Annotated in this window: 23 protein-coding genes and 3 tRNA genes; 21 read left to right on the top strand and 5 right to left on the bottom strand. The window is 45.1% G+C overall.

What is annotated here, in order from left to right; translation table 11 throughout:
• Nucleotides 1-419 precede the first annotated feature (419 nt).
• Entirely contained in the window at nt 420-1,346 is a 927-nt protein-coding gene (cysK, locus tag ACTNBF_RS08980) for a cysteine synthase A (RefSeq protein ID WP_441019077.1), read from the top strand.
• Between the two features lie 94 nt (nt 1,347-1,440).
• Here the strand turns inward: cysK and ACTNBF_RS08975 are convergent, their stop codons facing one another.
• The gene (locus tag ACTNBF_RS08975; protein WP_427808875.1) at nt 1,441-1,605 is read right to left on the bottom strand and encodes a toxin-antitoxin system protein; all 165 of its coding nucleotides are present in this window, start codon (nt 1,603-1,605) and stop codon (nt 1,441-1,443) included.
• A 96-nt stretch (nt 1,606-1,701) separates the two neighbouring features.
• On the opposite strand from ACTNBF_RS08975, the gene ACTNBF_RS08970 reads away from it, so the two are divergent.
• Both ACTNBF_RS08970 and ACTNBF_RS08965 read left to right on the top strand, forming a co-directional pair.
• Complete coding sequence (locus ACTNBF_RS08970) at nt 1,702-1,962, top strand: hypothetical protein (protein WP_427808876.1); 261 nt, start codon at nt 1,702-1,704, stop codon at nt 1,960-1,962.
• A gap of 87 nt (nt 1,963-2,049) precedes the next feature.
• A complete protein-coding gene (locus ACTNBF_RS08965; RefSeq protein ID WP_427819468.1) occupies nt 2,050-2,730 on the top strand; it encodes a hypothetical protein in 681 nt (226 codons plus the stop codon).
• A 160-nt stretch (nt 2,731-2,890) separates the two neighbouring features.
• Here the strand turns inward: ACTNBF_RS08965 and ACTNBF_RS08960 are convergent.
• Nucleotides 2,891-2,965: transfer RNA gene (locus ACTNBF_RS08960), tRNA-Pro, on the bottom strand.
• 157 nt (nt 2,966-3,122) lie between these two features.
• On the opposite strand from ACTNBF_RS08960, the gene ACTNBF_RS08955 reads away from it, so the two are divergent.
• From ACTNBF_RS08955 to ACTNBF_RS08945, 3 genes are all read left to right on the top strand, one after another.
• Nucleotides 3,123-4,067 (top strand): AEC family transporter, encoded by a 945-nt coding sequence (locus ACTNBF_RS08955; RefSeq protein ID WP_441089092.1) that lies wholly within the window; start codon nt 3,123-3,125, stop codon nt 4,065-4,067.
• Between the two features lie 72 nt (nt 4,068-4,139).
• On the top strand, nt 4,140-4,667 hold the full coding sequence (locus ACTNBF_RS08950) for a 2'-5' RNA ligase family protein (RefSeq protein ID WP_441025320.1): 528 nt from the start codon (nt 4,140-4,142) through the stop codon (nt 4,665-4,667).
• Between the two features lie 291 nt (nt 4,668-4,958).
• Nucleotides 4,959-5,732, top strand: a complete 774-nt coding sequence (locus ACTNBF_RS08945; RefSeq protein WP_441089090.1) for a C39 family peptidase — start codon at nt 4,959-4,961, stop codon at nt 5,730-5,732.
• Nucleotides 5,733-5,795: 63 nt separating this feature from the next.
• On the opposite strand, the gene asnB is transcribed toward ACTNBF_RS08945, so the two are convergent.
• Nucleotides 5,796-7,631, bottom strand: a complete 1,836-nt coding sequence (gene asnB / locus ACTNBF_RS08940) for an asparagine synthase (glutamine-hydrolyzing) (protein ID WP_427819473.1) — start codon at nt 7,629-7,631, stop codon at nt 5,796-5,798.
• A gap of 218 nt (nt 7,632-7,849) precedes the next feature.
• Between asnB and ACTNBF_RS08935 the strand changes: the two genes are divergently transcribed.
• From ACTNBF_RS08935 to ACTNBF_RS08920, 4 genes are all read left to right on the top strand, one after another.
• A complete protein-coding gene (locus ACTNBF_RS08935; RefSeq protein WP_441089089.1) occupies nt 7,850-8,824 on the top strand; it encodes a C39 family peptidase in 975 nt (324 codons plus the stop codon).
• Between the two features lie 79 nt (nt 8,825-8,903).
• Nucleotides 8,904-8,985, top strand: a tRNA-Tyr gene (locus ACTNBF_RS08930).
• Between the two features lie 70 nt (nt 8,986-9,055).
• A tRNA-Leu gene (locus tag ACTNBF_RS08925) sits at nt 9,056-9,141 on the top strand.
• 238 nt (nt 9,142-9,379) lie between these two features.
• Nucleotides 9,380-9,706 (top strand): type II toxin-antitoxin system HicB family antitoxin, encoded by a 327-nt coding sequence (locus tag ACTNBF_RS08920; RefSeq protein ID WP_441017613.1) that lies wholly within the window; start codon nt 9,380-9,382, stop codon nt 9,704-9,706.
• Nucleotides 9,707-9,768: 62 nt separating this feature from the next.
• Here ACTNBF_RS08920 and ACTNBF_RS08915 read toward each other — a convergent pair whose 3' ends face one another.
• Nucleotides 9,769-10,326 carry a hypothetical protein gene (locus ACTNBF_RS08915; protein WP_427807565.1) on the bottom strand — a complete coding sequence of 186 codons (558 nt, stop codon included), beginning with the start codon at nt 10,324-10,326 and terminating at the stop codon, nt 9,769-9,771.
• A 347-nt stretch (nt 10,327-10,673) separates the two neighbouring features.
• On the opposite strand from ACTNBF_RS08915, the gene ACTNBF_RS08910 reads away from it, so the two are divergent.
• The 11 genes from ACTNBF_RS08910 (at nt 10,674) to ACTNBF_RS08860 (ending at nt 20,667) form a co-directional block, all read left to right on the top strand.
• A complete protein-coding gene (locus ACTNBF_RS08910; RefSeq protein ID WP_441089088.1) occupies nt 10,674-12,140 on the top strand; it encodes an ATP-binding protein in 1,467 nt (488 codons plus the stop codon).
• A gap of 1 nt (nt 12,141) precedes the next feature.
• Nucleotides 12,142-13,116 (top strand): MATE family efflux transporter, encoded by a 975-nt coding sequence (locus ACTNBF_RS08905; protein WP_441089087.1) that lies wholly within the window; start codon nt 12,142-12,144, stop codon nt 13,114-13,116.
• Nucleotides 13,065-13,343 (top strand): hypothetical protein, encoded by a 279-nt coding sequence (locus tag ACTNBF_RS08900; protein WP_441089093.1) that lies wholly within the window; start codon nt 13,065-13,067, stop codon nt 13,341-13,343. Before ACTNBF_RS08905 ends, ACTNBF_RS08900 begins: the two co-directional genes overlap by 52 nt.
• Nucleotides 13,344-13,772: 429 nt before the next feature.
• Nucleotides 13,773-14,678: a quinolinate synthase NadA gene (gene nadA / locus ACTNBF_RS08895; RefSeq protein ID WP_441089086.1), complete on the top strand. Its 906-nt coding sequence runs from the start codon at nt 13,773-13,775 to the stop codon at nt 14,676-14,678.
• Between the two features lie 15 nt (nt 14,679-14,693).
• Nucleotides 14,694-15,887, top strand: a complete 1,194-nt coding sequence (locus tag ACTNBF_RS08890) for an L-aspartate oxidase (protein ID WP_441089085.1) — start codon at nt 14,694-14,696, stop codon at nt 15,885-15,887.
• A gap of 35 nt (nt 15,888-15,922) precedes the next feature.
• On the top strand, nt 15,923-16,774 hold the full coding sequence (gene nadC / locus ACTNBF_RS08885; RefSeq protein ID WP_441089083.1) for a carboxylating nicotinate-nucleotide diphosphorylase: 852 nt from the start codon (nt 15,923-15,925) through the stop codon (nt 16,772-16,774).
• Nucleotides 16,775-16,801: 27 nt separating this feature from the next.
• Nucleotides 16,802-17,314: a transcription repressor NadR gene (locus ACTNBF_RS08880; RefSeq protein ID WP_427819501.1), complete on the top strand. Its 513-nt coding sequence runs from the start codon at nt 16,802-16,804 to the stop codon at nt 17,312-17,314.
• Nucleotides 17,315-17,379: 65 nt separating this feature from the next.
• Nucleotides 17,380-18,255 carry an aldose 1-epimerase family protein gene (locus tag ACTNBF_RS08875; protein ID WP_427819503.1) on the top strand — a complete coding sequence of 292 codons (876 nt, stop codon included), beginning with the start codon at nt 17,380-17,382 and terminating at the stop codon, nt 18,253-18,255.
• A gap of 29 nt (nt 18,256-18,284) precedes the next feature.
• Nucleotides 18,285-19,316, top strand: coding sequence for an ABC transporter substrate-binding protein (locus ACTNBF_RS08870; RefSeq protein ID WP_441089082.1), 1,032 nt, complete (start codon nt 18,285-18,287; stop codon nt 19,314-19,316).
• Entirely contained in the window at nt 19,291-20,079 is a 789-nt protein-coding gene (locus tag ACTNBF_RS08865; RefSeq protein WP_441089081.1) for an ABC transporter permease, read from the top strand. Before ACTNBF_RS08870 ends, ACTNBF_RS08865 begins: the two co-directional genes overlap by 26 nt.
• A gap of 12 nt (nt 20,080-20,091) precedes the next feature.
• Complete coding sequence (locus tag ACTNBF_RS08860) at nt 20,092-20,667, top strand: ATP-binding cassette domain-containing protein (protein ID WP_441025305.1); 576 nt, start codon at nt 20,092-20,094, stop codon at nt 20,665-20,667.
• Between the two features lie 3 nt (nt 20,668-20,670).
• Here ACTNBF_RS08860 and ACTNBF_RS08855 read toward each other — a convergent pair whose 3' ends face one another.
• Entirely contained in the window at nt 20,671-21,540 is an 870-nt protein-coding gene (locus tag ACTNBF_RS08855) for a DMT family transporter (RefSeq protein ID WP_441089080.1), read from the bottom strand.
• Nucleotides 21,541-21,551: the final 11 nt, after the last annotated feature.

Genomic DNA, 21,551 nt, shown 5'->3' with positions numbered 1-21,551 from the left:
ATTGACTCCTGATTTACTTACGCTAAGCTGTCGGGCAATTTCACTTCCTGACATGGAAAGCGCATAACGTTTGATAATGATGTTTTTGTAGTCCAGCATACATCATCCTCCTAAGAAATATATTTTCATCTGATAGATGAATGAATATATTATCCTAGAGATTTCTGTATCAATCAAAGCCTAACGGCTGTTCAGCTTCGCATTTCGGCCGTTTTGCTCCGCAAAACCGGCCGTTGGGACGCGCCATATGCAGTCAGAAGAGGCTCTCTGATTTTTTATGCTGTAATAGAAGGAGAAATTGGGCTTTTTCTTCGAAAGATTCTATGATGGATTCTTTTTGGGAGAATCATTTTATGTTGCATCTGCCTTTATTTCGCAATATACTATTAAGATAGAGGTTTTGTGGAGGAACAATTGAAATGATATATAATAATGTACTTGAGGCAGTGGGAAATACGCCGATGATTCGGTTGAACCGGATGACAGATGAAGACAGTGCGGAGATTCTGGTGAAGTTTGAGGCGTTGAATGTTGGCGGTTCGGTGAAGACGAGAACGGCCTGGAATATGATTCTGGATGCGGAAAAGCAGGGGAAGATTCAGAAGGATACGATTATTGTGGAACCGACCAGTGGAAATCAGGGGATCGGGCTTGCGCTTGTTGGTGCGGTCCGGGGATACCATACAGTGATCATTATGCCGGATTCGGTCAGTGAGGAACGCCGGAAGCTGGTGCAGAATTATGGGGCTGAGGTGAAATTGGTCCACGATGAGGGCGATATCGGGGAATGTATACAGAGATGTATTCGTACTGCGCTGGAGATGAAGGAAGCGGATTCCAGGGTCTATGTTCCGCAGCAGTTTGAGAATATGGCCAATTATGAAGCTCATTTGAATATGACCGGAAGAGAGATTGTTGAGCAGGTTGGAGGAAGGATTGATGGATTTTGCTCTGGAATCGGAACGGGTGGAACGATTTCCGGTGTGGGTGAAGCGCTTAGGAAGGCGAATCCGGAGATAACGATCTGGGCGATTGAGCCGGAGCATGCTGCGATTCTGTCGGGTGGTGAAGTCGGAAGCCATTTGCAGATGGGAATCGGAGACGGTGTGATACCGGAGATTTTAAATCAGGATATTTACGATGAGGTTGTGATCGTAACGGATGAAGAAGCGCTTCAGACTGCGAGAGATCTGGCACGGCTTGAAGGACTGATGTGCGGTATTTCAAGCGGAACGAATGTTGCTGCGGCTAAAAGGCTGGCGAAGAAGCTTGGTAAGGGGAAAACGGTAGTGACCATTTTACCGGATACGGCAGAACGGTATTTTTCAACCCCGCTGTTTGAATAGAGCTGCGTAAATGGTTTTGTTTACCAGACAATTAACAGATAATAATCAGGGAAGGAATATCAAGATAAGAATATCTGATATGCCCTCCCTGTTTTTATATCTTTTCATTATTCTGATCCGACTGTGAAGAAATATGTTCTTTTAGTACGAGATTTATGTATTGGCTGAAGGATCGGTCATCATTTTCTGCCAGAACTTTCACTTTGGTGATGATATCTGAGTCAAGTGTGATACTTACTTTTGTCTTTAGTGGTTTCATGGAACTCCTCCTTTTATACAATATACCATTTTGTAAGATTTAGTCTTTAAAAGTAGGATAAAATAAGATAAAGTAGTATATAAAGGGGTGATGCACATGAAGAGTAAAAATGAGTTTACAGGAGAGGAGACAGAACGTTTCTGGAAATTTATAGAAGGGGATGATCTGGATTTTTATGAACAGAATTTGCTGAACCAGCCGGAAGAGGTTCAGAGGCATTTTTTTGAACAGCATCCGGATTTTTTATCGGAATATCATTTTGATCCATTACAGGAAAATGGGATTAATTTGCTGCAGGATGAGATTTTGAGAGGAATTATGGTGAGAAAGAAATATTTGAAGCAGCCCGATGATTAGTTATTTTCAGTTATTTTTGTAATCCCGTGCAGTACTTGGAAAAGCTTTCCTTCTGCGGTATAATGGTGGTGGAAGGAGAGTGGAGATATGGAACAATTTTTAGAAAAATTTGGAATATTTGATATTTTTTGTATGCTTATACCTGGAGCGATGTTTGTGATGGGAATGGCATTCTTATTCCCAAATGCAGAAGAATATATACCAGATATATTGACAGATGGGGCGATAAAGTATTTTTCGTTTTTTGTCGTAAGTTATTTATGCGGAGTACTTTACCATGAAATTGGTAAAATTGCGGATGATCTTGCCGGACATTTTATAGGTAAGTTGGATGAGAATTATTTTAAGGATTCAAGCAGATGGAAAAATAAACGATTGGATTTCAAATTATCTAAAAAAGTGAAGCAACGTATCTTGAAAAAATGTTTTAAGAGTAAAGAACTGAAATCGGGATATACTGAAGAAGAACAAAACAGATTTGCATTTCATTATTGCTTGACCGTGCTTGAAACGGAAGGTGTGATAGGGAAGGCGGAAAAGATGTACAGTATTTCAGAAATGAGTAGATCTATGTTTTGGATGTGCTTGACTTTGATTTTTGTTTACTTAACAAGCAGAAAATGCAATGAGTATAATTTCGCAGTATTATCGTTTATGGCAATTGCTGCAATCGTATTTTTGAGGAGAAAAATGAGGTTTGAGGGCTATAGAGTTGATATTATGATGAGGAATTATCATATATATGATAATAAAAAAATAAGAAAATGATTACCGTGGGGGATCCACCTGCGGTATTTTTGTACCCAGAAGGCAGGTGTAATATGGGAATCAGCAGCTAACCGACATTGAGATTTGTGAGCAAAGAGTTATAGTTATAGCTATACCGTTTACTTTACAGGGCTTTCAGAGGGCTCGTTGTACAACAAAATCGGGGTAACAGGATTCGAACCTGCGACCTCGCGGCCCCCAGCCGCGCGCTCTAACCAAACTGAGCCATACCCCGATAATGGTTCTATTATAATATATCTATGAGAAAATCTCAATGATTATTTACAAAATTCTCATACGCTTAAACCCGCCAATTCTTGACAGTACTGATAAAAAGGTGCAAAATAAAGTCCAGTAGATGACAATAAGCAAAAAAGGGAATGAAGTGTAAGATGGAGAATCTGATATTTAGTTTAAATGCAACGGTCCCGGTATTTCTTATGATGCTTCTGGGACTTTTATTTCGCAGGATCGGGTGGATTGACGAGCAGTTTGCCTCGAAGATGAACAAATTCGTGTTCATGGTTCCGCTCCCGGTGCTGGTGTTTGAGGATCTTGCGACGGTAGATTTTGAAAAAGTGTGGAATGTTAAGTTTGTGCTTTTCTGTTTTGGGGCGACGGTGCTTAGTATTGCGATTGCGGCAGCAGTCTCCTGTTTGTGGAAGGACAAATGTATCCAGGGAGAATTTATCCAGGCGTCCTATCGGAGCAGCGCGGCGCTTCTTGGAATTGCATTTATCCAGAATATTTATGGGAATGCGGGCATGGCACCGCTTATGATCATCGGAAGTGTACCACTTTATAATATTATGGCGGTCGTGGTGCTGTCTTTTTTTCAGCCGGAGAGAAAAGGACTGGATGGTGAGGTGATTAAAAAGACGCTCAAAGGGATTGTGACAAATCCGATCATCATTGGTATAGCAGCCGGACTTTTATGGTCGGCGCTTAGGATTCCGATGCCGCACATTATGGAAAAGACGGTTTCTAATCTTGGAGCGGTGGCTTCGCCGATGGGGCTTATGGCCATGGGAGCGACCTTTGACTTTAAGAAGGCATTTGGGAAAATCAGGCCTTCGGCGACGGCGGCATTTATCAAGCTGGTCGGACTGGCAGCTATTTTCCTGCCGATTGCAATCGGGCTTGGATTCAGGAATGAAGAGCTGGTGGCGATTCTGGTTATGCTTGGTTCGGCAACCACGGTCAGCAGTTATGTTATGGCGAAAAATATGGGGCATGAGGGCATCGTATCTTCCAGTGTGGTCATGCTTACCACGATGTTCAGTGCATTTACACTGACTATGTGGCTTTATATTTTGCGAACACTGTCATTGATTTAGTACACGAGTGCGTTGATCTTGTGCACGAGTGTGTTGGTAGTGTGTTGGTTTTGAAATAACCAGAGGTGGGAAATGTATCTGATATCGGTTTATTTTGATGAAAAAACGGATCAGAGAATCCGGAATTTGATGGAACAGGCCGCAAAAAGGAGCGGAAATACGTATATGATCGACGCGAAGGTTCCGCCGCATATTACGATTTCTGCATTTGAGACCAGACGGGAAGCAGAAGCGGCAGAGATGCTGAAGTGTGTGGCCGAAGGTATGAAGAGCGGCACACTCATGTGGGCATCGGCGGGAGCATTTTTCCCGGGAGTTATCTATCTGGCGCCGGTGCTGAATGCGTATCTGCAGGATTTGTCTGTGAAAATATATGAAGGCATGGCGGGGATTGAGGAGACGCGGATCAGTCCGATGTATAGGCCGTTTCAGTGGATGCCGCATACGACGATTGCCAAAAAGCTGGAAAAAGAAGAAATGATGGCGGTGTTCCGGGTGATGCAGGAGCAGTTTGGTGTGTTTTCCGGTGAGATTGTGAAAATCGCGCTTGCGCGGACGAATCCCTATGAGGATCTGATCTGTGTAGAATTGAATAAATGAGGATATTAATGGGCGGTGTGAATAAAGAGGTTCATGCCGCTTTTTGCATTTTGAAAAATAGGGTAACTGTTCAGAGCCAACCTCGAAAACACTTCGTGTTTCCTCAGTGTGGCGTATCCGCCAAATAGATTTGTACAAAAAAGTGCTCACGAATGCAAGCATTCATCGCCCTTTTTTGACAAATCTGCTTGGCTCTGAACAGTTACAAAATAGGAAATAATTAAGAATTGAGCAAGAAAGTCTTCAAAACGTTTTGTTACTATGGAGGAAACAAACGAGGAGGTCTGGAAATTGCAGGAACAGAGAAGACGAACGAGGCTCAGACTATTGAAAAGAAAAAGGCGGCTGGGAATTCTGAAAAGGATTTTGGCGGTGGCATTATTATTGATTGTATTTTTTATAGGAGTTTTGTGGTATAACCGGTATTCTATAGAGAAAATGCGAGATAGCGGCGAGTATCCGGAAAGTCTTTTGGCATTGGCGGAGCGGAATCCGGAGACGAAGCAGTTTGTCAGGGATTATCCGAAGAATAAGGATCGTCAGGATGAAATTGATGTGTCGGGGGAAGTGAAGGAAGGAGAAATACCGCTGTTCCTGCAGTGGGATGAACGGTGGGGATATCAGATTTATGGTGATGATTTTATGGCTGTAACCGGGTGTGGCCCGACTTGTTTGTCCATGGTCTATTGTGGTCTTACAGGAAATGCGGACTGGAATCCGTTGGAGATGGCTAAAAAGGCGGATCAGAAAGGATATTATGTGGCGGGCAGCGGCTCTTCCTGGAGTATTATGACCGATATTGCGGGAGAATTGGGGCTTTCGGCCTCGGAAATCTCGCTCAGTGAGACGAGTATCCGGTCAGAGCTGGAAGCGGGGCATCCGATTATTTGTATTGTAGGTCCCGGAGATTTCACGAACGGCGGCCATTTTATTGTTCTGACAGGTGTGGACGATAAGGGGAATTTTATCATCAAAGATCCGAACAGTAAAAAGAACAGCAGTAAAGCATGGGATCCGGAGCGGGTCATGGGACAGATCCGAAATCTGTGGAGCTATAGTAATTAAAGAAACCTCTTTACGCCAGAGTGAAGATACTATGGTGTAAAGAGGTTTTTGTCATTTAAGTATTTATCTCAGTACGAAATACTGTTCATACCATAATAAGAAAGAGTAAACGGTGTAAATTTTTCTGTGGTAGTTTCCTACTTTGTTCTTATGGTCTTCCAGCCATTTCATCAGAATATTTCTGTCGAAGAATTCAGAAACAAAATCCTTCTGGAACATTTCTTTCACGCGGTTGTAGTATTTATCCTCGCGGAGCCATACGCGGAACGGTACGAGGAAACCGAGTTTTTTGCGCTGTGCCCAGTCCATCGGGATGTGGGAAAGAGCGGAGGTACGGAATGCTTTCTTCGTCTCTTCTCCCTCAACACAGTATTTGGTGTCGATACTACGGGCGAGTTTCCACACTTCTTTGTCCAGATACGGAACGCGAAGTTCCAAAGAATGAGCCATGGTCATTTTGTCTGCTTTCAGAAGTATGTCATGCGGCAGCCACAGGTGCATGTCCAGGAAAAGTTTTTTATGGAAATCATCCTGGTCTTTTACCTGGTCAAAATAAGGTTTGGTCACATCCTGATATCTTAAGTCAGATTTATATTTCGGAGCCAGCACTTCATTTGCCTCTTCGTTGTCCATGATAAATGCCTGTCCGATATAGGAATCTTCTACAGAAGTTGCATTTCTCTTCAGGAAATTCAGACCGCGGTGATTTGGTTTGCTTGCAGCCCAGTCGCCGAGCTTCTTACGGATTGAAGCCGGAACTACCTTGCGGTAGAAGTCACCGGATTTACTTGGTTTATACGTATCGTAGCCGCCGAACATCTCATCGGCACCTTCCCCACTCAGGACAACCTTGACATCCTTTGCAGCCAGCTCAGACAGATAGTAAAGCGGTACGGCTGACAGGTTCGCATGCGGTTCATCGGAGTGGTACTGTACTTCCGGCAGGGCATCGAAGAATTCGTCGGAAGAAATCTCTTTCTTGGCATTGGACATATGAAGGATGTCGCAGAGATCCTTGGAGTAGGTGGTCTCGTCGAAGCCGCCCACTTCAAATCCAACGGAGTAAGTCTTCATCGGTTTAACGGTGGAAGCAATGTAGCTGGAATCCACACCGCCTGACAGGAAGGAACCAACTTCTACATCACTGATCTGATGGTAATCAACCGATTCCTGAATGGTCTCGCCAATCAGTTTGACAGTCTCATCGAAGCTTCTGTCCTGCTTCTCGTAGGTCGGGTCGAAATATTTGGTTGTCTTAAAGTCCTTGCCGTCGTAGGTAAAATAGGTTCCCGGCTCCAGTTTGTATACATCCTTGAACATGGTCTCAAGAAGTGGGTTGTACTGGAAGGTCAGGTACATTTTCAGTGCTTCTTTATTGACTTCTTTATGAAAATGCGGGTGGGCAAGGAAAGATTTGATCTCAGAACCAAAAAGCAGACTTCCGTTCATTTTTGCATAATAGAACGGTTTGATTCCGAAATAATCTCTTGCGCCGTACATGGTGTGATTTTCCTTGTCATAAATTACGAAGGCGAACATGCCGCGGAGCATGGAAGCGGTCTTCTCGCCGTAGGTCTTGTAAGTCTGGAGAATGACTTCGGTGTCGGAATTGGTCTGGAACGTACATCCGTGCTTCTCGATCAAATCCTTGCGGATCTCCTGATAATTGTAAATCTCACCGTTAAATATAATGACATGCTTTCCATCTGCGCTGTGAATCGGCTGTGTGCCGCCCTCCAGGTCAATGATACTTAAACGACGGAAACCAAGTGCTACATAATCATCTACAAAACTGCCCTTGCTGTCCGGGCCGCGGTGCGCGATCAGCTCGCCCATCTTATCGATTACTTCTTCTCTATTGAAATCGCCAGTGCCGTAATAGCCTGCAAATCCGCACATATTTTTACACATCCTTTCCGAAAAGTGGTTGTTTCTGATGCTTTGCATCATTATAACTATAACATAGCTGGTATAAAATTGACAGTGTAAAGTTTGGAAAACTCATTTTATTGAGTAACTTAAGAAAATGTGAAATTTTTGTAATTTGTCGTAAAATGGTGTTTTCTGTAGAAAAAATGTGCTAAAGTATTAGTACAAATCAGGAAGGAACCATATCGATGATAGATTTTCGCTTTGATAGAACACAGTTAAATGGAATAAAAGAAAGAAAAAAACTTCTAAAATACAGAAAGATAGCTATTCTGGTACTTGGAATTGCAGTTGTTCTTTTGCTGCTCCTTGGGATGGGCAGAATGAAAAAAACAAAGGAGGCTGCGCGGATCGAGAAAGAAAAACAGGAGGCAGTTGAGAAAGCCGAGCAGGCGAGAAAGGACGCCGAAGAGGAGCGGGAAAGGCGGATCGAGCAAGTACTGACTTCTGACAAATATGGAGCACAGCTCCGGGAGCTGTATGCGAGATATCCTCAGGTGGAGAAAATTCTGCTGGACAGAGATTCCTACCCGGACTGGCTGATTGAATATTTCACAAAGCATAAAGAGGCAGTGGACTGGGTCGTGGATTATCCGGAGTACATGGCAAAAGGGTCTGATGCGCTCAATGAAGCAGTTCCGGCATCGGTTGATTTAAGTGAATATCAGCTCCGTAACAATATTCCGCTTTACTATCAGTGGGACCAGACATGGGGATATGCGTCATACGGAAGTGGTACGATCGCAGTCAACGGATGTGGTCCGACTTGCCTTGCTATGGTCGTGACAGGACTCACCGGAGACGGAAGTGCCACTCCGAAAAAGGTTGCCGACTTGAGTATGGAGTGGGGATATTGTACAAATGATGTTACGGACTGGGCCTTGATGACGGACGGAGCATCCCGGCTGGGGGTACACTCCTGGCAGATTACCAAATGGACGGTCGAAGGTGTACAGAGCGAATTGCGCGCAGGCCATCCGATCATCTGCAGCATGGGCCCCGGGGATTTCACAGAGCAGGGGCATTTTATTGTGCTGACAGGAGTGACGGACGATGGAAAGATTATTGTGAATGATCCAAACAGCCGAATCAACAGCCGTAAAAAATGGGATGCGAAAAGGTTGCTTGATCAGATGAAAGGGATGTGGGCATTCAGCGTGTAAAAACGCTGGAATGTCCACATTTTTCTTGCATTTTTCGGGAAAATATGGTATAAGTAAGTATTGTCGAGAGACATTTGATGGGTGGATTCCCGAGTGGCCAAAGGGGACAGACTGTAAATCTGCTGCAATATGCTTCGGTGGTTCGAATCCACCTCCGCCCATTGGTGTATGGCTAAAAGAGACAGTGCAGAGCACGTATGCTCTTTGATTTAAGCCGGTTAAACACCTCTTGCCGCAGTGGCGGAACTGGCAGACGCCCGGGACTTAAAATCCCGTGGGTAGCGATACCCGTACCGGTTCGATTCCGGTCTGCGGCACACGGAAAACCTCGTTAATTCGGGGTTTTTTTTTGTGTGCCGAGCATGGTGGAGATTTACATATTGACACAGTTAAATCGATTATGAGACAGGCTGGAATACAACTTCAGCAATGTCCATAATATAGATGTATATATGTTAATACAATCAAGGAGGCAATCATAATGAAATTAATTTATCCAGCAGTATTCTATCCTTTTCGGATGGAAGCGGGGGCTATGTTGTAGAGTTTCCGGATTTGCCTGGATGCGTTACGGAAGGAAAAAATTTAGAAGATGCATTTGAAAATGCCACAGATGCAGCTAGCGGATGGGTTCTCGATGAACTAGAAGAGGGAAATGTTGTTCCGAAGTCTTCTGATTATGATTCCGTAGAAAGGAGGGAAGGCGGTCAAGTAAGCATGGTATTACTTGATATGGACGCCTACGCAGAACGATATGGTGAAAAAGCAGTAAGGAAAAATGTTACAATTCCAGCATGGCTCAATTCTTATGCAGAAAAACAAAAAATTAATTTTTCGCAAGTGTTGCAAGAAGCATTGCTTGCGAGAGCAATTAATAAGTAGAACGGCATGCAAAATAGCACTCGATATTGAGTGCTATTTTGATATATTAAAGCAAATAATGTTCAAATCAAGCGACTCTTGATGTCTTTGGCAAACAGTATCTTAAACAGAGTGCGAATGAATGGCTGTATAAAGAACAACTGCGTAAAGAACGCAAATGGAAAGTTATAGCATACCAGCTTCAGCCAGTTTGCCAACAGTGTAAGTATATGGAAGCCCGCATAATATGGATAGTACAAAATCGCAGCCAGAAAGCTCATGGCCGGGCACATCAGACCGACTGTGGCACAGATTATGGCCGTCTCAAACAGAACAGGATGCGTAGTTCCGGGGTCAAACACCTTACAGGCAAGTTTGAAGGAGCAGGGACTTCCCATTATGCATTCTAATGCATAAGCGAGACAGAACTCGACTAAGATGACTGCCCATATAGGACAAAAGCGCCCGAGCATCATGACTCCTCCATTCAGCCGGATGCCGTCCAGAACACCGGCAGCCCCTTCTATTGATGAAAAATAAGATCCATTTACCACATATAAGCTGTAAAATACATAGGCATGGACGGTGACAATGACTGTGAGTAATGCGAAAATCATTCGCTGAAACTGGTTTCTTGGCATAAAAATTTCCTCCCTTTTGGCATAAAAAAACAAGTATTGCATTTGCAGTAAATCAGTGGAGTGTACCGTGATCAGATTTACGTGCAAAGCACTACTTGTGTCGTTTATCGCCATATTGATTTGTGTTTTCATTATGTTATTTTATCGGTCCGAAGTGAAAAAGTCAAGAAATAATAATTGGATTAAGCAAACAAAATTGATGAGCAAAGGAGATACTTTGCATATTTTTGAAGAAGTATGCATATATTAGTAATGGTATTTATATTAATAAAAAATGAGCAAACAAAATCAATTGAATTTGTTTGCTTATTTTGTTATACTTTGTTTAATGAAGGGAGTGAAAAACAATGTTAAGCGAAGAGTTGATTGAATTAGCAAATCAAACGATGCATCTAAAAGCTGAGACTCAAACGTTAGAAGTAAAAGCGGCACATGGAGGCTGCCCTAAAAAACTTTATGATACATTATCCAGTTTTTCCAATCAGGACGGAGGCGGAGTTATTTTATTTGGTCTGGATGAATCAAAAAATTTTGCCTGTGTTGGTGTGTATGACCTGCAGGATTTGCAAAAGAAGGTAACAGAGCAATGTAATCAGATGATTCCTCCGGTTAGGGCGGTATTTACAGTGGCCGAGTTGGATGGAGAATTCATTTGTTCAGCTGAAATTCCTTCTGCGGATCTGACGGAACGTCCTTGCTATTATTCCGGAGCAGGGCGAATCAAAGGTTCCTATGTTCGGGTCGGAGATGCAGATCTTCCTATGACAGATTATGAGATATACACTTATGAAGCATTTCGAAAGCATTTACACGATGATGAAAGAGTGATCGAGAGGGCCAAAATGTCACTTCTGGATCAGGATAAGGTTCAGGGGTACCTTTTGCGGATGAGAGAAGAACGACCGGGTTTTTCCAAATTGAGCATGGAACAGGCTTATGAAATGCTGGCAATTACGAGGGATGGGATTCCAACGTTGGCGGCAATTTTGAATTTTGGACTGTATCCGCAGGGATATTTTCCACAGCTTGCAATTACTGCGATTGTTGTTCCGGGGCAGGAGATTGGCGATGTTAGTCAGGACTCTGTAAGATTTTCAGATAATAAACGGATTGAGGGAACTTTGCCGGCGATGCTTTCCGAAGCTATTTCGTTTTGCAAGCGAAATATGAGGGTGCGTACAATTATTGATTCCCGGACCGGAGAACGAATGGATAAGACGGAATATCCTATTGAAGCGATTCGTGAGGCAGTTTTGAATGCATTGATCCATCGGGATTACAGTCATTTCACGGAAGGAACCCCCATCCAGATTAATTTCTTTACGGATCGCATGGAGATTCATAGTCCGGGAGGATTGTATGGAAGAATGACTGTTGAGGATCTTGGTAAATCCCGGCCTGATCTGCGCAATCCGGCGCTTGCGACAATGTCGGAATTTCTTTTGAAAACAGAAAATCGTTATTCGGGTATCCCTACTATTCGACGGGAAATGGCGGCAGCAGGCTTACCGGCTCCTGTGTTCATTAATCGACGAAATGAATTTATAGTTATTTTTTACAACAAACAGCAGACAGAGGAAAACGATGCTGAAAAGGAGCAAAATGGTGGAACGGATACGTTGCTGGAATTTTGCAGAATTCCGAGAACACGCAGGGAAATTGCAGATTATCTGGGAATCAATACTGTATTTTATGTGATGCAGCATTATGTACAGCCTTTGCTTGCAAGTGGAAAACTTGTAATGACAATACCAGAGAAACCGAAAAGCCGGAATCAGAAGTTTGTGACAAAAGAGGAAAGGGAGTTGTTCTAACATGAAAGTAGCGGATATGTCAGCGGAGCAAAAGGTGGAATACATGACGACCGAGCCGATCCCACGTTTGGTAAGTCAGATGGCGGTACCGACGATCATCAGTATGTTGGTGACGTCATTTTACAATATGGTAGACACGATGTTTGTGGGAAGGATCAATACGCAGTCGACGGCAGCGGTCGGTATTGTCTTTTCGGTGATGGCAATTATTCAGGCGTGTGGGTTTTTCTTTGGACACGGATCGGGCAACTATATTTCCAGAAAACTGGGCGAACAGAATTTTGAGGATGCTAAGAAAATGGCAGCGACGGGATTTTTTTCTGCATTTATTGTGGGGCTTGTACTTGGTGCGCTGGGACTGATTTTCCTGCGTCCGCTGTCGGTATTTCTCGGATCCACGAAGACGATTCTTCCATATACAATGAGCTATCTTCGGATCATTCTGATCGGTACGCCGTTTATGATGTCTTCTCTTGTAATCAATAATCAGCTTCGTTTTCAGGGAAGTGCATCTTTTGCAATGGTAGGAATTGTGACCGGAGCTGTTTTGAATATTGCGCTGGATCCGATTCTGATCTTTGGATGCCATATGGGAGTGGCAGGAGCGGCTTTGGCTACGGTGATCAGCCAGATCGTCAGCTTCCTGGTATTACTTAGAGCCAGCATGAAGGGCGGGAATTTCAGGATATCGTTCCGGAATTTTACGCCAAACGGACATTATTTTTATAATATATTCAAGGGCGGTGTGCCGTCTCTTTGCCGTCAGGGACTCGGAAGTGTGGCGACGATCTGCATGAATACGACGGCAGGAATTTATGGCGGGATCTATGCGGACGCAGCGATTGCGGCGATGGGAATTGTGGCAAGGATTGCGATGTTTGCGAATTCAGCGTTGATTGGATTCGGGCAGGGATTCCAGCCGGTGTGCGGATCGGAAGTCTGGCACTTCGGCTTCAGTGTCTGGTATTTCCATTGAATGCATGGATCGTTATGTCAAATATGATGCTTCAGACCATTGGACAGGCGCTGAAAGCATCTGTTCAGGCGGCGGCCAGGCAGGGGTTGTTCTTTTTACCGCTGATTTGGATCCTTCCACAGTTTTTCGGGCTTCTGGGTGTACAGATGTGCCAGACGGTGTCGGATGTGCTGACATTTTCTTTGTCGGTGCCGTTGTGCTTGAGTGTGTTGAAGGAACTGAAATGATTATGGAAGTAATTGGAAATTCTGAAAAAGGGAAAAAAAGTGAATAACTTACCTTGCTGTTATGATTTTTTATTTCATAACTTTCGGTTTTGTGTGCGATTCTATAATATTATTGTCAAAATTCGTAACAAACATTGCCTTTACGGATTATTCTGCATTTCTCTTCCAAAAATCCGTAACAAGCCACCATTTCTATGGATTATCCCATGGTTTTCTCCTAAAAATCCGCAACATCCCAGCAATGCTTTACAATGCAATCGAATACACAACAACTGTCTTGTCACATGCAATGTCATATGTTATAATGTCTGTCAATGAGCTTTTATCCCAGCTCATATTCTCGGATTTGCATTCCAAAATCAAAGAAAGCATTTCCCGGAGCAGAATAACAACACAACACAATACCATACAAAGTGAAAGGTGAGAGACATGACATTAGTAGAAGAAATACAGGCATTAAAAAAGGAAAAAAATGCGGTCATTCTGGCGCACTATTATGTGAGGCCGGAAGTGCAGGAAATCGCGGATTATATCGGAGATTCTTTCTATCTCAGCAAGGTGGCGGTCGGACTTAAGGAGCAGACGATCGTGTTCTGCGGGGTTTCATTTATGGGTGAAAGTGCCAAGGTGCTGAATCCGGAAAAGACGGTTTTGATGCCGGATATGGAGGCAGACTGTCCGATGGCACATATGGCAGATGCCGAGACGATTCAGAAAATGAGGGAGAAATACGAGGATCTGGCAGTGGTGTGCTACATCAATTCCACGGCAGAGCTGAAGAAGTATTCGAATGTCTGTGTGACTTCGGCAAATGCGGTTCAGATTGTGAAGGCGCTTCCCAATAAGCATATTTTCTTTATTCCGGATCGGAATCTGGCACATTATATTGCGGAGCAGGTGCCGGAAAAGGAGTTTGTTTATAATGAAGGCTTCTGTCCGACGCATGAACGGCTGCAGGCAGAAGAGGTGCTGGAGGCAAAGATGGCGCATCCTAAGGCCCAGGTGCTCTCGCATCCGGAGTGCACGAAGACGGTTCTGGAGTTATCGGATTACATAGGAAGCACGGCCGGAATTATCAAATACGCAGGAGAAAGTGCGTGCCGGGAATTCATCGTCTGCACGGAAGAAGGCGTGGCATATAAGCTGCAGACCAATAATCCGGAGAAGAAATTTTATTTTACGAAGACGGTTCCGATATGCCCGAACATGAAGAAAAATACGTTGGAAAAAATTCTTCATGTCCTGAAAACCGGGGAAAATGCGGTGCATGTCTCCGATGAACTTCGTGAAGCGTCAAGAAAACCGCTGGAAAGAATGCTGGAGCTGGCGAAATAGGCGGAGGATGCAAAGATGGAAATGAAAACGGATGTAGTGATCGTAGGAACCGGAGTCGGAGGTTTGTTCGCAGCGCTCAATCTTCCGGAAGAGAAGCAGATCATTATGATCACAAAAGCGGATCTGGAGAGCAGTGATTCGTTCCTTGCGCAGGGCGGAATCTGTGTACTGCGCGACGATGAAGACTACGACAGTTATTTTGAAGATACGATGCGGGCGGGGCATTATGAGAACCGGAAAGAGTCGGTGAATATTATGATCCGAAGCTCCAGAGAGATTATCAGAGATCTGATCGGATACGGTGTGGATTTTGCCAGGGAAAATGGAGAACTGGCCTATACACGCGAAGGGGCTCATTCAAAGCCGAGAATTTTATTTCATGAGGATATTACGGGAAAAGAGATTACGAGTAAATTAATCACACAAGTAAAGAAACGAAAAAATATTAAAATATATGAATACACAACTATGACGGATGTTGTGGAGGAAGATGGGATCTGTTCGGGCATTGTGGCGACAGCTCAGGATGGAACGGAAATGAAGATTTTTGCGCCGGATACGATTCTTGCAAGCGGGGGAATCGGAGGACGGTATAAACATTCCACGAATTTCCCGCATTTGACGGGAGATGCACTGGATGTGGCGAAGAAGCACGGCATCCGTCTGGAACATCTGGACTATGTTCAGATCCATCCGACGACGCTGTATTCCACAAAACCGGGAAGACGTTTCCTGATTTCTGAGTCGGTGCGGGGAGAGGGCGCGGTCTTATATAATAAGAAGAAAGAGCGTTTTGTAAATGAACTTCTTCCGCGGGATGTGGTGACGAAAGCGATCAAAGAAGAAATGGAGAAGGACGGTACGGATTACGTGTGGCTTTCCATGGAACATATTGATAAAGAGACGATTTTGAAACATTTCCCCAATATTTATCAGCATTGTCTGGAAGAAGGGTACGATGTGACGAGGGAGTGTATTCCGGTTGTTCCGGCGCAGCATTATTTTATGGGCGGAATCTGGGTGGATTCGGACAGCCGGACCTCGATGGAGCATCTGTATGCAGTCGGGGAGACCAGCTGCAACGGAGTACATGGGGCGAACAGGCTGGCGAGTAATTCACTTTTGGAGAGTCTGGTATTTGCCAAACGGGCGGCGAACCGGATTTCCGGTCGGAAAAATGAAGTAAAGCCGGAAGGATCGGTTAAATAACTGGAAAAGATGAGACAAGGAGTGTATAATCAGAGATGAACGAAATAACGATGACATTACAGGCAGATCATTTAATTCTTGAGGCGCTTAAGGAAGACATTTCAAGCGAAGATGTTACGACGAATTCTGTTATGAAAGAGGCTGTGAGAGGAGAAGTACAGCTGATCTGTAAGCAGGACGGAATCATTGCGGGGCTGAATGTATTTGCAAGAGTATTTCAGCTGTTGGATGCCAGGACTGAAGTGGAATTTTTCTGCAAAGACGGCGATGCGGTCAAGAGCGGCGAACAGATGGGCGTGGTGCGCGGTGACATTCGCGTGCTGCTTTCCGGTGAGCGTGTGGCGCTCAACTATCTGCAGAGAATGAGTGGGATCGCGACCTACACGAATTCGGTTGTGAAGCTTCTTAAGGGAAGCAAAACGAAACTTCTGGATACCAGAAAGACAACCCCCAATATGCGTATATTTGAGAAATATGCAGTCCGGGTCGGAGGTGGCTTCAACCATCGCTATAATTTGTCAGATGGAGTCCTCTTGAAAGATAATCATATCGGAGCTGCCGGAAGTGTGAAAAAGGCAGTGGAGATGGCGAGGGAATATGCGCCGTTTGTCAGAAAGATCGAAGTGGAAGTGGAGAATCTGGATATGGTAAGGGAAGCACTGGAAGCCGGCGCGGACATTATCATGCTGGATAATATGTCACCGGAGGAGATGAAAGAGGCCGTCCGTATCATTGACGGAAGAGCCGAAACCGAATGCTCCGGCAATGTGACGAAGGAAAATATTGCAAGACTGACTGCAATTGGCGTGGACTATATTTCCAGTGGGGCGCTGACACATTCCGCACCGATCCTCGATATTTCCATGAAGAATCTGCATGCAGTGTAGGGTAATTTGATAAAGGAGACTTGTAGAATGACAGGGACACAAAGACGGGAAGAGATTGTAAATACAATCCGCAGCAGTATGGTTCCGGTCTCGGGGAAGGAACTGGCAGCGAGATTTGACGTGAGCCGGCAGGTGATCGTACAGGATATCGCGCTGATCCGGGCAGCAGGATATGATATTATTTCTACCAACAGGGGATATATTCTGAATGCACCGAGCCAGGCAGAGAGAGTTTTCAAGGTGAATCATACCGATGAACAGCTCGAAGATGAACTGTGCTCGATCGTGGATCTGGGGGGCAAGATTATCAATGTGATGGTAAATCACAGAGTTTACGGACGAATGGAAGCGCCGCTTGGAATTACTTCGCGCAGAAAGGTGAAGGAATTTCTGGAAGATATACAAAGCGGAAAGTCCAGTCCGCTGAAAAATATTACTTCGAACTATCATTATCACCGGGTTGAAGCGGACTCGGAGGAAACTCTGGATATGATAGAGGATATGCTTAGGCAGAAAGGATATCTGGTAGAAGCACAGTAACACAAAAGCAGGGCAGGATGTAAGAGTCTGTATCCGGAATAAAAGGAGAAAGAGAGGGAATCATAATGGAAAGGTTTCAAATCAGGAACGAAAGTCTGACGCTGGAGATCGATGCTCATGGGGCAGAGATGAAGTCATTAATAGATAACTGCAGCGGGCAGGAATATTTGTGGTGTGGAGATGCGGCATACTGGGGACGTACTTCGCCGGTGCTTTTCCCTCTTGTGGGAAATTACAGAGAGAAACAAAGCTGTTTCGATGGAAAATGGTATTCACTTTCCCAGCATGGATTTGCCCGGGATATGGATTTTGAACTGGTATCCGAAAAAGGTGATGAAATCTGGTTTGCGTTGGAAGATTCCCCTGAGACTCTGGAAAAATATCCGTTTGGTTTCCGTTTGGAATTGGGATATCGGCTTCAGGGACGGGCGGTGGAAGTGCTCTGGAAAGTCACGAACAAAAATGATCGGGAGATGTATTTCTCCATCGGCGGTCATCCGGCGTTCAATTGTCCGCTGAGAGAGGGAGAGAAACAGACGGATTACCGGATCGGGTTCGATACTTGTGAGCCGCTTACGGCCAGTGTGCTGGATGAGAACGGCACGGTGTCCGAGAGGACGAAGGTGCTGGAACTCACGGACGGAATGCTGCAGATTACAGATTCGCTATTTGATGAGGATGCGCTGATCGTGGAACATGATCAGGCCCATAAAGTTGCTTTGTATACGCCGGAAGGTGAAAAATATCTGGAAGTTAAGTTTGAAGCGCCTCTATTCGGAATCTGGTCACCGGCAGGGAAGCATGCGCCGTTTGTCTGCATTGAACCCTGGTACGGAAGAAGTGACCGGGCGGATTTCGGACAGAAACTGGAAGAAAGAGAATGGGGCAATGTTCTGAAAGCCGGAGAAATCTTCACTGCGGCATATCAGATTTGCGTATAAAGCCGAAAAGGGTAAAAAAGGAGAAGGATATGAAGAAGAAAAAATTGACAGCACTGCTTCTTGTCCTTTGCATGGGTGTGGCTGCATTATCCGGATGCGGTTCCAGGGAAGATGCGAAGGAAGATGTGAAAGAAGAGGAGCAGCAGGAGACAGAAGAAGAGAATAAAGAGCCGGAGGAGGCAAAACCGTCAGCGGTGATCAACATTGGTGCAATGAAAGGCCCTACTGCGATGGGAATGGCACAGTTGCTTGACGATGAAAACTATAATATTTCTATTGTGGCATCTCCGGATGAAATGGTTCCGATGGTTGTACAGGGACAGGTAGATATTGCAGCGATTCCTGCAAACCTTGCAGCGACTCTTTATCAGAAGACGGAGAAGCAGATTAGTGTACTGGCTGCGAATACGCTGGGCGTATTGTATCTGGTGGAAAATGGCGATACAATCCATTCGGCGGCGGATCTGAAAGGGAAAACAATCTATTCCAGCGGCAAAGGAGCAACGCCGGAATATGCATTGAATTCGGTATTGAAGGCAAATGGCCTGGATCCGGAGAAGGATGTGACGGTTGAATACAAATCCGAGCATGCAGAGGTCGTCGCGGCACTGGCAGCAGATACGGCAGCAGTCGGACTTCTTCCGCAGCCGTTCGTGACTACGGCACTCATGAAAAATGAGAATCTGCGAGTGGCCCTGGATCTCAACGAACTCTGGGAAAGCAGTATCGACGATGGAAGCCGTCTGATTACCGGCGTTGTAATCGTGCGGAATGAATATCTGAAGGGACATGAAGACGACGTGAAGATCTTCATGGATGCCTATGAAAAATCCGTCGATTTTGTAAACAGTGATGTGGAGGCTGCGGCAGAGATTATCGGGGCACATGAAATTGTTACGAAGGAAGTTGCAGTAAAAGCAATCCCGGAATGTAGTATCGTATTTATTGAGGGTGATGAATTGAAGACGATGCTGTCCGGTTATCTGAATACACTGCTGGAACAGAATCCGCAGATCATTGGAGGAAGTGTACCGGATGATGCGTTCTATTACAAGCGATAAACGTAAAGATTCATGGATAAAAAAATACGGAATACAGGTGCTGGCGGCTGCGTTCTGGATCGCGGTCTGGCAGCTGGCCAGCATGTGGCTTGGACAGGAGATCCTTTTGGCATCTCCTGTTTCTGTTATAAAGAAACTGGGAGAGCTGATCGTGACGTATGATTTCTGGAAGTCTGTCGGGTTCAGCTTCGGAAGAATCGTACTCGGGTTTCTGCTCGCGCTGGTGACAGGCTGTATCCTGGCTGTGGTCGCGTATCGGTTTTCCTTCGCGGCGGTCCTCTTTGGTCCGCTGATCACGGTGATCAAGTCGACACCGGTGGCTTCCTTTATTATTTTGTGCCTGATCTGGATACCATCGAGAAATCTGTCGGTATTTATCTCCTTTCTGATGGTGCTTCCGGTGGTGTACACGAATATTTTACAGGGAATCCGCCAGACGGACAGGAAGCTTCTGGAAATGGCGGATGTATTTGGCGTCGGAATGGGCAAACGGATCTGCTATATCTACATTTCCCAGATTCTGCCCTATCTTCTAACAGCCTGTACACTGGGACTCGGGCTCTGCTGGAAGGCGGGAGTTGCGGCGGAGGTGATCGGTGTGCCCTCCGGCTCGATCGGAGAAAAACTGTATCATGCGAAAGTTTATCTGAATACACCGGATCTGTTTGCCTGGACGATCGTGATCATTGTAATCAGCTTTCTATTTGAGAAATGTTTTCTGGCCGGACTTCGCGCAGTCGTCGGCCGGATTGAGAAACATTAGAGGAGGAGCGGTATGGATATCAGGATAAAGGAACTCAGTAAATCCTACGGAGAATTGCATGTATTTAACCGATTTTCCTGTTGTTTTCCGGAAGGGAAAACAACCTGCGTCATGGGAGAATCCGGAATCGGGAAGACGACGTTGATCCATCTGCTGCTCGGTCTGGAAAAACCGGATGCGGGAGAAATTGCAGGGGTTCCGCATGGGAAAATGGCTGCGGTGTTTCAGGAAAACCGGCTCTGCGAGAATCTAAGTGCGGCGGCGAACGTCCGCCTGACTGCGAGAAGAAAACTGGATGAATCGGCAATTCAGGAGGCGTTCCGGGGAGTGAATCTGAAAGAAGTGTATCAGAAACCGGTGCGTGAGCTGAGCGGAGGAATGAAACGAAGAGTGGCTATTGTCCGGGCTCTTCTTGCAGATGCAGACTGTGTGGTGATGGATGAACCGTTCAAAGGGTTGGACGAAGAAACGAGAAAATTGACTGCGGAGTACGTACGAAGATGTCTTGAGGGAAGGACGTTGATTGTTGTGACGCATGATGCAAAAGATGCCGGCCTACTGGGAGCCGACATCTTGAATCTTAACTAAATTTCAATTTCTCTGTTTTGCACGTTTGGAGTTGTACAAAAACATAAGCAGTGATGAACCGAAAATGATGAGATACCCGATCACACTAAGCGCATCCGGGATGTCATGCCAGAAAAGAAAGCTCCAGATGCTGGCAAAGATCACGATGGAATAGTCGTAAATCGAAATCTCACTTGCCGGTGCATTTGCATAAGCTGCGGTAATGGCAAATTGTCCGCCGGAAGCACAGACCCCCGCGAGGATCAGATACAGAAGCTGAAGCGGGCTCATCGGTTCATAAATGAAGATCAGTGCCGGCAAGATAGCAACGCAGGAGAAGACAGAGAAGAAGAACACGATAAAGGAACCGTTTTCTCCTTTCAGTCCCAGTCCGCGAACGGCTGTATAGGCGGCGCCTGCACCAAACCCACCAAAAAATCCGAGCAGAGCCGGAAGGGTATCGCCGAAGGCAAAGCCTGGTTTGATAATGAACAGACTGCCCAGGAAAGCCGCGATCACACAGAATGCCTGTGTCGGGGTCACCTTTTCTTTCAAAAAGAAATAAGAAAACAGGATGACAAAAAACGGGGACAGCTTGTTCAGCATTGATGCATCTGCCAGATTCATATGGCTGATCGCATAATAATTGCACAGGATTCCCAAAGTGCCGAAGACGGAACGCGCAATGAGCAGGCCCAGATTACCCTTCTTCCAACGGAAAGCCGCTCCGCTCCGTTTGAGAAGAATTGCGGCGACAACAACTGCTACAAGGTTTCGAAAGAAACTTTTCTGTACGGAAGGTAAGTCTCCTGATAACTTTACAAACATATTCATTAGGGAAAAACAAAACGCAGAAGTAATGATAAACAGGATCCCTTTTTGCTTTTTAGTCATATGCAAAGTCA

The organism is Bariatricus sp. HCP28S3_A4, assembly GCF_052066395.1.
Lineage (GTDB): Bacteria > Bacillota > Clostridia > Lachnospirales > Lachnospiraceae > Allocoprococcus.
Note: the sequence above shows the minus strand (reverse complement) of the source record. Positions and strands in the feature narration are given on the sequence as shown.